Consider the following 14749-nt stretch of genomic DNA (forward strand, 5'->3'; position numbering starts at 1 on the left):
GCCTAATTTGCATAGTTGTCATACAGTTTTTCTATATCAATGCTTGCCTGATCATCATACTTGAAAACAATCGGCTCACATTTCCCTTCCAGGTTCAAAAAGGTCTTGCTTTATTTCTTATTACACGAAAAAGCATTAACCCTGGCCAAGATCGGGCGGAAAATCATCTACCATAATGACACGCCGCCGCAATTCTTTCATGCTTTTAAGTAATGTCGCTTCAGAAGGCGTTATAATATTTTGTGTCAAGGCTTCTGCAATCTTCTGTTCACCTCGCGCAGCAATTCGCCCGGCCTTAACAGCTTGTCGCAATTTGACTTCTACTGCTTCACACGCTACCGCACACTGTAACGCCTGCTCCAGATCGGCCAGCGGCTCATTAGCCGTTTCTGGCACATAAATACCTGTGGTCAGGCGATCGCGGGCCTCGCTGGGCTCCAGCAGCAATCTGGCCACCTGATGCGACAGGGTATCTGCTGGTGGCACGTGACATTTGCCCAGCGGAAAAACAAGTAATCGCAGCCACCATGATAATGCGGCATTACCCGGAAAATTATTTAAGAGTTCATCAAAGGCTTGCTGCATACGGTAAATCGCATCCTGCATGGACCAATGTAATAACGGCAAATCTGCTTCCGGCCGATGATCGCCTTCAAAACGCTTGAGTGTCGCTGAACATAAATAAAGCATACTGAGGATATCACCCAGCCTGGCAGAAAGACGTTCTTTACGTTTCAGCGATCCACCCAGTTTTAAAAGCGCCACATCTGCCAGCATTGCAAAGCTGGCCGAAAATCGTGTCAACTGACGATAGTAATGGGCTGTTTCAGGCATTATTCCAGCAGGAACACAGCCATTCATATACTTACCAAACAAACCATAGATCAGACTCATCATACTGTTACGCATACTAAAAGCAACATGCCCAACCAGCGCTTGATCAAACGCCCGGGAAGCATGTGCTTTATTTTCATCCTGTACCGCATTAATTTCTTGCAGGATATAAGGATGACTCCGGATCGCGCCCTGGCCAAAAATAATCATGCTACGCGTCAGAATATTCGCACCTTCTACCGTAATACTCACGGGCATATGTTGATAAGTTCGTCCCAGATAATTACTCGGACCGAGACAAATGCCCTTACCACCTTGTATATCCATCCCATCGTTTACTACCTGTCGAGCGCGTTCAGTCAAATGGTATTTTACAATCGCTGAAATCACCGCCGGTTTCTCACCCAAATCAACTGCACCCGCCGTCATCACGCGGGCAGCATCCATCATATAGGTATTGCCACCGATACGCGCCAATGCTTCTTCGACACCTTCAAAATAGCCAATTGGTGTCTTGAACTGTACCCGTACTCTACTATAAGCACCAACAGTACGTGCGGCCAGCTTAGCTGCGCCCAAACTGGTTGCCGGTAACGATATGGAACGCCCGGCAGCAAGACAATTCATCAGCATAGGCCAGCCGTTTCCAACGCCTTCCTGTCCACCGATTACCCATTCCATCGGAATAAATACGTCGGTACCGGAATTAGGGCCGTTCTGAAATACCGCATTAAGTGGAAAATGGCGGCGTCCAATATGAACACCGGGCGTATTCGTGGGAATTAATGCCAGGGTAATTCCCAGATCCACTACATCACCTAATATCTTATCCGGATCACGAAGCTTGAATGCCAACCCCAGTAAAGTTGCAACCGGACCCAAGGTAATATAACGCTTTTCCCAGGTAACCCGCATGCCCAATACATCTTGCTTACCATCGTGCTCAGCACGGCATACAATACCAAAATCAGGCATTGCGCCCGCATCCGATCCTGCATCTGGCGAGGTCAGAGCAAAGCAAGGCACTTCCATACCCTTGGCAAGACGAGGCAGATAGTAATTTTTTTGTTCATCGGTACCGTAATGCAAGAGTAATTCTGCCGGCCCCAATGAATTGGGAACCATAACTGTCACCGCTGCAGTACCGCTACGCGAGCCAATCTTCATGACCACTTCAGAGTGCGCTAATGCTGAGAAACCATAGCCACCATACTGTTTAGGGATAATAAGCCCAAAAAAACCCTTATCCTTGATGAATTGCCAAGCATCCGGCGGCAGATCTCGTAATTCGTGTGTAATTGTCCATTCATCCAGCATGGCACATAACTCTTCAACAGGCCCGGCGAGAAAAGCAGCTTCCTCCGTACTCAGCTCTGGTTTCGAATAGGCCAGTAATTTATTCCAGTCCGGCCTGCCACTGAACAGATCGCCATCCCACCAAACGGTGCCTGCATCCAGCGCCTCCTGTTCGGTCTTTGAAATCTGCGGCAGCATTTTGCGAAAAATTCGAAGTATCGAATTAGAAATAATAAAACGTCGCAGAAAAGGCACCACCAGAATTACACTAACAATGGCAATCAGTGACAAAAACACATAAAAGAAAGACAGGAGCATCATATTTTCTCCGTATACATTGAAATAACCAGATCACAACAATCTAGATTGCTCATCTATCAGCCTCAACTAGGCACCCAACGATTTCAAATATAATAAAACTACAGTGCAAGATCTCATTTGAATAGGTAGAATTCATTACCAACGATAAAACTGGGCATAACGTAAATTTACATCAATATTACGTAAATCCCTACTCAAACGGTAAGATTTTGTTGATCTGCCATAGTAAGATCCACGTATTTTTCTGCGCTGAGCAGCGATATCAACAGCTTACTTCAGTTTATCTCGAATCGCCATATCTCAAGCTTATCTTTTATTTATCCACTTGATCAACCTGACTTATATAGGAATTGCACATGCCTCATGACACGCTGACTCTCGCTCAAACACTGATCGCACGCCGCTCAATAACGCCTGATGATGACGGCTGCCAGGAAATCCTGATTGAGCGCTTAGAAAAACTGGGATTCAATATTGAAAGAATGCGCTTTGGCGAGGTGGATAATCTATGGGCACGACGTGGTACGACGGCACCCATACTTTGTTTTGCCGGCCATACCGATGTGGTCCCTGCCGGTCCGCTCACACAGTGGGACAGTGAACCTTTTACTCCTGTTATCCGCGATAATCGACTTTACGGCCGCGGCGCAGCGGATATGAAAACTTCACTGGCGGCTTTTATTACTGCGATCGAAGCCTTCGTCACAGCACATCAAGAACACAGTGGCTCCATTGCACTGTTGATTACTTCAGACGAAGAAGGCGTTGCCGTCGCAGGCACAACAAAAGTTGTGGAAACCCTTAAATCACGCGGTGAATTGATTGATTACTGTATTGTAGGCGAACCTACTTGTACAAATCAGCTCGGTGATACCATTAAAAATGGCCGACGGGGCTCTCTGTCCGGAGACCTTACCATTAAAGGCGTGCAAGGACACATCGCCTATCCCCATCTGGCAAAAAATCCTATACACCTGGCCGCGCCGGTTATTGCTGTACTCGCTCAAACCGAATGGGATCAGGGAAATGAATATTTTCCACCTACTACCTGGCACATCTCTAACATCAAAGGAGGAACCGGCGCTAGTAATGTTATTCCAGGTGAAATCAATTTACTGTTTAACTTTCGTTTCTCTACCGCCAGCACAGTCGAATCATTACAAACGCGCATGCATGAAATTCTTGACCAGTATGGGCTTGATTACGATCTGGAATGGACACTCTCCGGTAAGCCCTTTCTGACACCCAGAGCAGAATTAGCCAATGCCGTATGTGACGCAATCAAACAGGTGACGAAAATCGAAGCACAACTATCCACATCCGGTGGAACCTCGGATGGGCGCTTTATTGCCGATATCTGTTCACAAGTCATAGAATTCGGCCCGTGCAACGCCACAATTCATAAACTCAATGAGAACATTGAAGTAAAGGATATTGAACGATTATCAGAAATTTATCAGCTCACACTGAAAAACCTATTGGCAAATTCAGCTTGATTTCAAATTGTTGGAATTTAACCTATATAGAAATATAATATTTATGCTTCAAAAAACAATCCCCTTCACTTCTATAAGCTTCGGTTTTTTAATATTATTTTGTCTAAAACCATTTTTTTAACAAAGCTTGTAAAATCGTGACGCAGAGAAATACAGAAAAAGAAAGTGGTTTCACTCAGAAAAACACCTGTGACATATTTTAGCGAGTGTTTTCGCACGAATATGCATAGTAGCTTTGGTATTTTATCAAAAAATTAATTATTAGAAGAAAGTTAATATCATGAAAAGATTATCTATATTTTCCATTTTGTTCTTAATCTCATTGACCGTCCATGCCCAGGACGAAATGTTTCTCGCAGAGAACATCAAGCAGTCGCCGGAAGTACTTAAAAAATATAGCGGAAGCGCTGCGAAAGCAAATTCCTCGATTTCCCCTACGAAATTCGAAATGGTTCCCGAAGGTGAGGCAGAACAAATCGCAGAAATTATCACTCTCATCACCCAACTACAACAACAACGTTATCCCGGTAGCATGGCCAGGAGAGGGGTGCATCCCAAAGATCATGGTTGCGTACAAGCGAAGTTTACAGTCAATCCTGATCTACCAAAAGAACTCCAGGCCGGAGTGCTGGCTTCTGCGGGAAAAACCTATGAAACATGGATTCGTTTCTCCAATGCTACAGCCACGGTTAGCCCTGACATTGCTAAAGATGGTGCAAATGAAAGTAGAGGCATGGCGATTAAATTGATGGGGGTGGACGGCACCACACTACTCGGCAAACCCGGAGCCAAAACCCAGGATTTCCTGTTAATTAATCAAGCCAGGTTTGCCTTTGCCAATGTGACGGAATATTTGGAATTAACTAAGATTCAGTTAGCCAACCAAGACGCTGTCGATTCGTTTTTCGCGCCTCCTTTGACCGCGAGAAAAAAGGAATCTTTAGATATCATTCAAGAAATCAGAAAAACTCAATTGAGCAACCCACTCGAAGGTCGTTATTTCTCTGCTTCACCCTTCTTGTTCGGCAAGGATACCGTTGCCAAGTTTGCTGTCACCCCCAGAGACCCTGTCAATACTTCGATGCCATCCAATCCCTCATCTGATTATTTGCGCGAAGCGCTTAAGAAGAGCCTAGATCCAACTAACGGCAAGCAGGCTATTTTTGACTTCCAGGTGCAGATTAGAACCACTGATTCGTTACCTATCGAAAACGCATCTTCGCACTGGGGAGAAGATATTGCTCCATTCCAAAATGTTGCCACGATCACTATCGACAAACAGGATTTCGATAACCCGTTACGCATAACAGAATGCGAACATTTGGTGTTCACTCCGTGGCACGGATTGGCCGAACATCAACCGCTGGGCGGCATCAATCGATTGCGCCTTGGGGTTTACAACGCTTCGGCGCAATATCGGGCTCAGGCAAACGAGCCTTCTGGCTTTCCAAAATGAACGCCAAAATGCCTATCGTAAGCCGCCCTTGAATAACGCTGTGTAACGCAAAATTCATTATTCTCAGGACGCATTCATGTGAGCCAAGTTCATACTCTGATTTATGGTCACGCAGCGACCTGAGAATTTTTTATTAAATTAAACGACAAACCCATACTGTCATTTTCCCTATAGACTGCTCCCGTTTTTCAATACTGATTGCCACCTTTCCTCAACACTTAGTCTGCCAGCTGAGAAGATAATGCGGACATCTGGCAGCCTTGACACCCTATTGCATACATTCCATAGACAGGGAATCATTTCATCACAGTTACCCACCTAGATTCTTTTCAAGTCTTCACCGATATCTCAGCTAGGATAAAACTTTCATAATAAACAATATGTTATATATTAACATCCTGCGATCAGATTATGTGGCGCGATATTTGCTTATATGAAGATGAAGTGTGCTAACCCCACAATTCGCGAGCAAGACCATAATAAGATGGGTTAACAACATATTTGGAGAGCAGGAATGCAAACACCATTTAAGAAAATAGTCACGATTACAACTACCATCGTGCTGACACTGGCTTACGGCAGTGCAAGCGCAGCCGATAACGCGGTCATCTTTGACGCTGCCACAACCAATAACAGCACCGGTAACGCCGCCAATATCAACTCCAGCGGGGCAGACAAGATTGTATCGATCTATCAGACAGGTAGCGACGACAGAACCGGAACCACAGAAAAGAATCAGGTGGTTGAGGAAGCAGACACCACATTGACTTTAAAAAGGAAGTTAATGTCATGAAAAAATTAAACTTAAATAAAGGCATAAGATACCAAAATACGTCTAATTTTATTAAAAGGTCATCTATATTTTACATACTACCCCTTTTGCTCTTAATAGGTTGCGAAGGTGAGAAGGAAATAGCCCCTGAAAAAGAAGCTTCTCAGCAGGTTGATGTGATTACTTTTGAACAAGGTTGGACCCAGGATCAAAGGTTGGATTTTTACAATACGTCACAAGGTTCGCAATTAATTCCCTATTCCTGGTTTATGGCTCTGGAACAATCAGATACTGAAAATTTGTTCCGTGCCAAAGAAAATATTGAACAGCTGGGTTATATCCCTCAACAAAAAATTCCGGGTAGAAATCCAGACGGACTGCCTATTGGGTTTGTTAAAGATGACATTAAGGAGGATTTCCTTTCTTCTGCCTTATACGCATCTCGCTTGTCATCCAGTGACGAAGCTATTTATAAAGAATACAGAGAGTGGCTGGGTCTGACTTGCGCAGCTTGCCATACTTCCGAAATTACCCATAATAAGCAAACGCTGAGAATTGATGGTGGACCGCCAATGGCGGATTTTCAGACCATGATTAAAATGATGTCCAAGGCATTGACCGCAACAACCTCTGATGGCGATAAACTAGCTCGGTTCGCAAAGAATGTACTGGCTGACGGAGGCTATAACGAAACCGAGCAGCAACGCTTAAAAGCGGAAGTTATCGCTTACACTGCCTGGTTAAACAATTATATTCAGATCAATTACCACGGCGCAATGCCTTATGGCTATGGGCGACTAGACGCATTTGGGGCTATCTTAAATCGCGTGACAGCAAGCTTTACCGGCATTGAGGACAATGCCACACCGTCCAATGCACCAGTCAGCTACCCTTTCCTATGGAATACTTCCCAACTCAGTTGGGTGCAATGGAACGGATCAGCCAATAATCATATTAGCCGTAATGTCGGTGAGGTTTCCGGTGTTTTTGCTCATACGATTGTGGATACCCCTAATGATGACGAACGCTTTTATTCCTCCGCAAAGATCGTTAATCTGGATCAGTTAGAACAGTTAATGAGCAAACTGGATTCGCCAAAATGGGGCGCGCCACTCCCTGCAATTGATGCTACCAAGGCAGCAAAAGGTGAGGCATTATTTGCGGCGAATTGTGTGATGTGTCATAGCATCCGTGATAAAAATGGCGAATTCCCGATGACTGCTCCTAACCAGTATGATAAACAGTTCATCAAGATAACCAGAGTGGGCCTGCCTAAAATTGGTACTGATCCGCTGATGGCGGGGAACTTTGTAAATCCGGTTTTTAATGTTGATCCAGGTGTTATGCGCGAGTATCTCCCCCCTGAAGATCAGGATAAACCCAAGGTAGCGCGAGCTAAAGTGCTATCAGCCGTTGTCGGTAATGTTATCTATAATAGATTGGCCGCGTCTAATCCGAAACTTAGCCACGCTGAGATAATGAGTCTGATCCTCGAACTGGGCGGCTTTTATACTGAAACTATTAAACCAGAAGAATTGCTAGCTTATAAAGCAAGGCCATTAAACGGCGTTTGGGCGACAGCACCTTATTTGCATAATGGATCCGTATCCAGTTTATATCAACTGCTATTGTCAGATACTGAACGTGAAAAATCCTTTTATGTCGGTAGTAGAGAACTAGATACCAAACAAGTGGGGTTTGAGCCAAATCAAGACGGCAACAGCTTCTTGTTTAATACCGTTGACAAACAGGGTAAACCAATTCCCGGTAATAGTAATCTAGGCCATAGCGGACCAAATTATACCCAAACTCAGGAAGGTGGTGAATGGCGGGATTATACGAGTGAGGAGCGCTATCAGCTAATCGAGTATATGAAAACGCTATAAATTTTGCTGTTGAGAACAAATGGTGATGACTAAAGTCACCATTTGTTTTTCCTGAATAAAAACAAATCGTAGGGTTTAATCATGAATAAATTACACGGTATTCTTATAGTCCTGGTGCTGATGATTAGTGCCTGCGATGGGGACAAAGCCGAAAAGGAATCCTCATCTAAAACCACCGTCGTAACGACGCCGGTGGCATCAGAAAATGCCTGGCATAAGTTGCAGCAACAGCGGCAACAACAACTCGATCAATACCTGGTACAACAGCAGGTGGCCTACCGCTGGTTTGCTGATTTTCCACTTGGAATTAACGATGGCGTTCCTTTTATCATCCTTAAACTCTTACCCAAGATAGCACCCGAATTATGGGGCAGTAACGAAAATTTTCTGGATGTTATCGGTCTGCATCTGGATGAACGTATACCGGATTACCCAATTGCCCGCGGCATTGGTTGGAGCGGCCTGGCGCGCGACGAACCCAATGGGGCTGTTGACTATGCTTCGTTTACCTGCGGCGCATGTCACATTGGCAGAGTAAGAACGGACGAAGGCATGGCTTATATCGATGGCGGCGTGAACGCACATTTTAATTTGCCACAATATCGGGTTAGAGCCAGTGAGACGATAGCAAAAATTGTCGGCGATGCGAATGACCAGGAAGAAAAGATTAAGCGCATGACCAAAGCGGTTATTGCCGCATTAGATCAAGTTCACACGAATGATAAAAACTATTTTTATCGAAATTATCAATTAGGTGACAAAGTATTTGATGCAGAATACGAAGCCAACCAGGTCGCATTATTCAAACAAAATGCCCCCGCCATCATTGCGAAATTCATGGGGCGCACTGAACTGGAATTTCAGGCATTTGCGGCCTTACTGGAGAAGAATTACAACGGGTTTGAAGCAGAAATGCTGAATGGTTTTGGCGGGATGGCTGATGCAACCGGTATTAGCACTTCTTTTGGCTATGTGGTTAAGCGTGATGTTAAAAAAGATCCTGCTGCCAACCCCGAAACCGATCTTCCCCCAACGCAAGGCATAACTGATTTCATGGCGGTTTGGGAGCAAGGTAAACGCAAAGTTAGCTGGTCCGATGATCACAAGCAATTAATCAATGGTGGTGGACAATGGAACGGCAATATACCCATTCCCATGTTCAGAAACCTGGCGGCTGAATTAACAATGGGTTTTGGCCCAGAAACGGATGTGCGCGTAGCAGCTTTCGCTCAAGAATTATTGGAAAACTTACCTGCGCCGGCTTATCCTTTCGCGGTCGATATGAATCAAGCCGAAAAAGGCAAAGGCTTGTATCAACAGCACTGCGCTGACTGTCACCGATCACATAATGGCACGGTCTATGAAACATTGGGCACAGATAAAGGCCGGGCTCAAGTTGCCAGTGAAGCTATTACTGCCAGCGGTCGAGAGGGATTTACGGCAATCTGTTCGCCAGACACAGCTATCGACATGCCACAGGGTACAGTCACGCCTTGTGCCGAGTTTGAGGGGGTATCTTTAGTTGGTAAAGCAGAATTTGCCATGATGGATCCGGCGCTGCATGATGGTTATAATGCCCTGCCCTTGGGCGGTATCTGGGCTCAGGCACCCTATTTACACAATGGATCAGTTCCCACCATGTATCACTTGCTGGTTCCAAATGAGCGCCCGGCTGCTTTCATGAAAAGTCGCCTGGATTATGACCAGGAATTACTCGGCTTCTCCTGGAGAATTAACAGCGAAGCAGCGCAGACGGAAGAAGAGGGTTATCGATATGATACCAGGGCCGTTAAAGTATTCTCGAATGCAGGTCATGATAAGGACATCACTATTAAAGGGGTTACCTATAAACTAGATTGGTCTAACGATAAAGAGGGCGCAATGGCAATTATTGAATTCATGAAGACCCTCTGAACAAAAGAGACAATTCCCAGTCATAGCAGGGTATTTATCTATTAACCAAGGTTTCGCTTGGCGGGGGCAGGATGCGCGAACATTAGGGTAAGGTCTTGTGTTTTACTATCAAAAGACAAGACTTGACCCCATTATTCTCACGACCATGTATCCGCCAAGAATCGCACAACGCAATTCAAATTCGCGTGTATCGAATGTGGGTACGCAGAAAATGCAGACCTCAACGCGGCCATCAATATTCCAAGGGCAGGGCATGCCCAGCTCGCCTGCCAAGTGAACGATGCAACAATGTCGTTAGCAACAGGAACGCACCGCTGTCTTTAGGCGAGGGAGGATGTCAAAGACGCTGTCTTCAGCTTCGCTATCAAATTTCATATTTCCATTTTCTCCTCAGTGTATGGATACCTTTTCCGCCAAAAATGAATGAGTCAGGCAACAGAAATAAGGTAATAGCCTGTCACCCCTTCTGAACGGCAGCCTGCATTTTCCCAGCTTGTCCACCCATTCCAGCTCACATTACATCAACCAGTTTTTTCTTCCCTGCCTCATTCAATATTTCATGATCCAATGCGCTGTCAGCCCATGCGCATGCCCCTGCGACAATTTGTCGCGCGACAATTTGTCACATTCCCAATCAGGTTAATTTGATTTAAATTTCACGCCATCCAATAACGATACAAGTTTTATGTACGTCCGAATCTGATGGAAGAACATACCCACCCTGTTCTATCAAAGTCAGCAAACGATCTAAAGCTTGAGAATAAGGCACATAGTATTGAAATGAACGTAAGAAGATACAGTGTAAAAGAATATGTAGTATTGACAATAATCGCTGCGACTACGTCTCCTTTGCTTGCTACTGAGTTACCTCCAACAACAACACCTCGTTCAACTATTGAAGAGGGCAACACGGCTACCAGCGAATCCGTTATAAAGAGCAAGCAGTCACCAACAACCCCGTCGATTCACCTCGCTCCGATGGAGATAACAGCCAATCCCATTATCGATCAAATTCAGGTTGATCCGTTCTCAGCTACATCAGCAGTGGTCAAGGCAGATCAACTACGCGATCAGAATGCATTTGATCTGGCTACCGCACTGCGGCGCACGCCTGGTGTGCAGATATCCCGTTACAACCCAGTTGGCGGCTTTGGCGGTGATCAAGGTGGGGCTGTTTATATTCGTGGCATGGGCGCAGGTCGGCCAGGCAGCGAAATTATGACTTATGTAGATGGTATTCCCATCTTTATGGGTGTGTGGAATCACCCCTTACTGGATTTACTGCCTGTTAACGGCATGCAATCCATCACTGTATACAAAAGCCCACAGCCTCATATTAATGGCAATAATTTTGCTTCAATTAATCTCGAAACAAAACAGGCTTATCAAGAGGGCACACTGATCAATGCCAGAGTCTCAGGTGGCTATTTCGGAACCTTTATCGAACAAGCAGACTTGGTCGGCCGCAGCGGAAATATATCGTATATGCTGGCACAGGGTCATGCGCAATCGAATGGACATCGGCGGAATGCGGATGGTGAATTGAATAATGTAATGGGGCGTGTCAGCATGCAATTAGACCCGCATTGGTCAATTGGCACCGGTTTTATTTTTGTCGACAACAAAGCTCTTGATCCAGGTGATAATCGACTACCCAGCGTAGCGGTTGCCCCGAAATATGAAACACAATCCGGTATGTCATACGCTTTTGTATCACATAACCACGACCGGTGGCAGGGTGATCTACGTGTCTACCATAATCGAGGTGAAGGTAACTGGTTAAGACAAGGCGGCATCGAAGGCAATCACTTCAACAATTTTCAAACAACCGGCGTGCGCTGGAAAGAAGTATTCTCGCCCTGGCAAGGTGGCACCATTACTGCCGGACTGGACAGTGATCGGGTTTCCGGTGATTCGCGATTTAACCGTATCGCGCCGGCTCCGCAGGATAAGGTTAATCTGCCTACTTTTCGGGTAACGTCACCCTATTTTTCTTTGAGCCAGCAGTACGCCGTCCATGAGGATTGGCTGCTGGTGCCTTCGTTCGGTGTCCGCGTCTACAATCACAGTGAGTTCGCAACCAAGACTGCACCCCATTTTGGCCTGTCATTGATTTCCGAACACATCACACTATTCAGTAATGTATCGCGCGGCATTCACTATCCAGGACTCGAAGCACCGCTGCTTGCACATTTAATGCCGCCACTGAGGGATACGTGGAAACAGCTTTCCGCAGAAGAGCTCAGTCATGCCGAAGTCGGCATAAAGCTGACGCCTTTTAATACAACGCAAATTGATGTGAGTCTATTTATTGATCATGTGAAAAATCGATATATTTTTGGTTTTCCTCCGAATATTCCACCGCCACCTCAATTCTTAAATCTGGGCGCTTATACCGTTCGGGGTGCCGAGTTCTCACTCAGACAGGATATTACCCGGAACTGGTCCCTGTTTGGCAGCCTGACCTTGCTTGACCCCAGTATCGATAATTTACCTTATGCGCCAAGTAGAGCGGTTACAGCGGGGATTAATGGCCAGGTTGGCCCCCTTCGCTTGACAGTAGACACACAATATCAATCCAGCGTATTGGCATTGAGTCGCGCACGCAATCCGGCCTTTTCCAATACAGAAAAGGTAGATTCATTCGTCATCATGAATGCACGGGTTGCTTACCCATTAGCCATGCTAGGCAAACAGGGAGAAGTCTTTGTGGCCGCGGAAAACCTGCTTAACGAGCACTATGCTTATCGTTCCGGATATCCCATGCCCGGACGCTGGGGTCAAATCGGCTTCTCTGTCAGTTTGAATCTTATATAAAAAGCGGAATTGATACGGACATGATGCCTGATTCTCTTCGCATGTATTTCGATACACATAGGATTTATCCTGTTTGTTTTGTCAGTCCCAGCATCACTCGCAAGTCAAGTTGCCAATTGAAGTGAAGTAATCATTTAATTTAAAAATGGAGTATCTGATGCAATTACCCCCATTAGTCGATCCAGCAGCAGATTTAAGTAAAAATGAAATTGTACGGTACAGTCGCCATTTATTGATTCCTGAAGTCGGTCTGGAAGGACAGAAGCGTCTTAAGAACAGTAAGGTTCTAGTCATCGGTGCCGGTGGCCTGGGCTCGCCAGCCCTCTTATATCTGGCTGCGGCCGGTGTCGGTACGCTGGGAATTATTGATTTCGATAGGGTCGATGAATCAAATCTGCAAAGACAGATTATTCACGGGCAATCCGATATTGGCAGATTAAAGTCAGAAAGTGCACGGGATACGATTAAGGCATTAAATCCCTATGTTCTCGTACAACTACACAGTGAGCGACTTGAAGCGGCCAATGCCGCAGCCATCATATCGGGCTATGACCTGATAGTGGATGGAACAGATAATTTTGCAACACGTTATCTTGTTAATGATGCCTGTGTATTAGCAGGAAAACCTTATGTCTGGGGTTCTATTTTCCGGTTCGAGGGACAGGTTTCTGTCTTCTGGGAGAATGCGCCAGGTGGCGTGGGATTGAATTATCGCGATTTATATCCTGAGCCCCCTCCAGCAGGAATGGCCCCTTCTTGTGCGGAAGGCGGTGTACTGGGCATTCTTTGCGCTTCAATCGGAGCCATGATGGCAACAGAAGCTATCAAATTAATCACCGGATTAGGCGAAACACTGCTGGGTCGACTGGCTGTCTATGACGCGCTTGATATGAACTACCGATTTATTCCGCTTCGTCCGGCACCGGTGAGAACGCCTATCACTCAATTAATTGACTATCAAGCATTCTGTGGATTACAGCCATCACCACCCCACTCTGATGTGCCGGTGATTAGTGCGCGAGAACTTAAGACTATGCAAGAAAGCGGCACGAATCTACAGCTTATTGATGTACGCGGAATCGAAGAATGGAACATCGTCCATATCGAAGGCGCCACCCATATTCCAAAGCATAAAATAATGTCTGAAGCAATATTAGCGAATATGAATCAGGAAGGTCTCATTGTCCTCCAATGCAAAATGGGGGCACGCTCTCGAGATGTTCTGATCGAAATGCAAAAACAAGGCTTTACGAATGTCAAAAGCCTGGAAGGCGGAATTCTGGCATGGATAAAAGACGTTGATCCCTCACTGCCCAGCTACTGAACGAATAATGCGGCCGATTGATTCTTATAACCCGCATTTATGTTTCATCAGGTTCTTGAATTTTTTAAAACGACACTTTTGAATGCGCCCTTTTAAACCAATAGCAATGGTTTGTTTGAGTAAGAAAATCTTTAGCTATTTAACTTCCAGGAGATCAGAAATATGCTGACAATACATACGAAACTAGTGAATGCAATGATCGCTCAGGCACGGCAGGATCATCCCATCGAAACCTGCGGGATTATTGCCGGTCCCGTCAAATCCAATCTTCCACTACGACTGATTCCCATGCGCAATATTGCACAATCGGAAGATTTCTTTGAATTCGATTCGCAGCAGCAGCTACAAGTCTGGAGAGAAATGGAACAGCGCGATGAAGAGCCAATCGTTATCTACCATTCCCATACGCATTCACAGGCATACCCCAGTCATACCGATGTTCAATATGCCACTGAGCCTCAAGCCCACTACATCATTATTTCGACTGATCAAACTTATGAAGACGAAATACGCAGTTTTCGTATTGTAGAGAAAATGGTGATTGAAGAACGGGTCAGAATAGTCAAAACATATCAGTCTGATCTGGAATTGATGTTGGCCTGATGCTTACGACAGACTAAACAGGCCATTCCA

At 45.5% G+C, this 14749-nt stretch carries 9 protein-coding genes and 1 pseudogene; 9 read left to right on the forward strand and 1 reads right to left on the reverse strand.

Features of this window, described 5'->3' with window-relative positions; translation table 11 throughout:
* Positions 1 to 135: 135 nt before the first annotated feature.
* Entirely contained in the window at positions 136 to 2448 is a 2313-nt protein-coding gene (locus BUQ89_RS10045) for an acyl-CoA dehydrogenase (RefSeq protein ID WP_028461852.1), read from the reverse strand.
* A gap of 359 nt (positions 2449 to 2807) precedes the next feature.
* Here BUQ89_RS10045 and dapE point away from each other — a divergent pair, with 359 nt between their 5' ends.
* The 9 genes and pseudogenes from dapE to BUQ89_RS10090 all read left to right on the forward strand — a co-directional run bounded on the left by dapE (position 2808) and on the right by BUQ89_RS10090 (position 14719).
* Positions 2808 to 3947: a succinyl-diaminopimelate desuccinylase gene (gene dapE, locus BUQ89_RS10050; RefSeq protein WP_028461851.1), complete on the forward strand. Its 1140-nt coding sequence runs from the start codon at positions 2808 to 2810 to the stop codon at positions 3945 to 3947.
* Positions 3948 to 4227: 280 nt separating this feature from the next.
* A complete protein-coding gene (locus BUQ89_RS10055) occupies positions 4228 to 5403 on the forward strand; it encodes a catalase family protein (protein WP_051537626.1) in 1176 nt (391 codons plus the stop codon).
* Between the two features lie 514 nt (positions 5404 to 5917).
* Complete coding sequence (locus tag BUQ89_RS10060) at positions 5918 to 6196, forward strand: hypothetical protein (RefSeq protein ID WP_028461850.1); 279 nt, start codon at positions 5918 to 5920, stop codon at positions 6194 to 6196.
* The gene (locus BUQ89_RS10065; RefSeq protein WP_051537625.1) at positions 6193 to 8061 is read left to right on the forward strand and encodes a c-type cytochrome; all 1869 of its coding nucleotides are present in this window, start codon (positions 6193 to 6195) and stop codon (positions 8059 to 8061) included. Before BUQ89_RS10060 ends, BUQ89_RS10065 begins: the two co-directional genes overlap by 4 nt.
* Before the next feature lie 81 nt (positions 8062 to 8142).
* Positions 8143 to 9975, forward strand: coding sequence for a c-type cytochrome (locus BUQ89_RS10070; protein ID WP_074202593.1), 1833 nt, complete (start codon positions 8143 to 8145; stop codon positions 9973 to 9975).
* A 165-nt stretch (positions 9976 to 10140) separates the two neighbouring features.
* Positions 10141 to 10299 (forward strand): annotated as a pseudogene (locus BUQ89_RS13575) (hypothetical protein); the annotation flags it as partial.
* A 495-nt stretch (positions 10300 to 10794) separates the two neighbouring features.
* Complete coding sequence (locus BUQ89_RS10080) at positions 10795 to 12792, forward strand: TonB-dependent receptor (protein ID WP_245812982.1); 1998 nt, start codon at positions 10795 to 10797, stop codon at positions 12790 to 12792.
* Positions 12793 to 12949: 157 nt separating this feature from the next.
* Entirely contained in the window at positions 12950 to 14116 is a 1167-nt protein-coding gene (gene moeB / locus BUQ89_RS10085) for a molybdopterin-synthase adenylyltransferase MoeB (RefSeq protein ID WP_028461846.1), read from the forward strand.
* 162 nt (positions 14117 to 14278) lie between these two features.
* The gene (locus BUQ89_RS10090; protein ID WP_028461845.1) at positions 14279 to 14719 is read left to right on the forward strand and encodes a M67 family metallopeptidase; all 441 of its coding nucleotides are present in this window, start codon (positions 14279 to 14281) and stop codon (positions 14717 to 14719) included.
* Positions 14720 to 14749: the final 30 nt, after the last annotated feature.

The organism is Nitrosomonas cryotolerans ATCC 49181 (assembly GCF_900143275.1).
GTDB classification, from domain to species: Bacteria; Pseudomonadota; Gammaproteobacteria; order Burkholderiales; family Nitrosomonadaceae; genus Nitrosomonas; species Nitrosomonas cryotolerans.

Bases quoted from the DNA above. Each gene is read 5' to 3' on its own strand.
- BUQ89_RS10045 (WP_028461852.1), bottom strand. From the start codon at position 2,448: ATGCTCCTGTCTTTCTTTTATGTGTTTTTGTCACTGATTGCCATTGTT.
- dapE (WP_028461851.1), top strand. From the start codon at position 2,808: ATGCCTCATGACACGCTGACTCTCGCTCAAACACTGATCGCACGCCGC.
- BUQ89_RS10055 (WP_051537626.1), top strand. From the start codon at position 4,228: ATGAAAAGATTATCTATATTTTCCATTTTGTTCTTAATCTCATTGACC.
- BUQ89_RS10060 (WP_028461850.1), top strand. From the start codon at position 5,918: ATGCAAACACCATTTAAGAAAATAGTCACGATTACAACTACCATCGTG.
- BUQ89_RS10065 (WP_051537625.1), top strand. From the start codon at position 6,193: ATGAAAAAATTAAACTTAAATAAAGGCATAAGATACCAAAATACGTCT.
- BUQ89_RS10070 (WP_074202593.1), top strand. From the start codon at position 8,143: ATGAATAAATTACACGGTATTCTTATAGTCCTGGTGCTGATGATTAGT.
- moeB (WP_028461846.1), top strand. From the start codon at position 12,950: ATGCAATTACCCCCATTAGTCGATCCAGCAGCAGATTTAAGTAAAAAT.
- BUQ89_RS10090 (WP_028461845.1), top strand. From the start codon at position 14,279: ATGCTGACAATACATACGAAACTAGTGAATGCAATGATCGCTCAGGCA.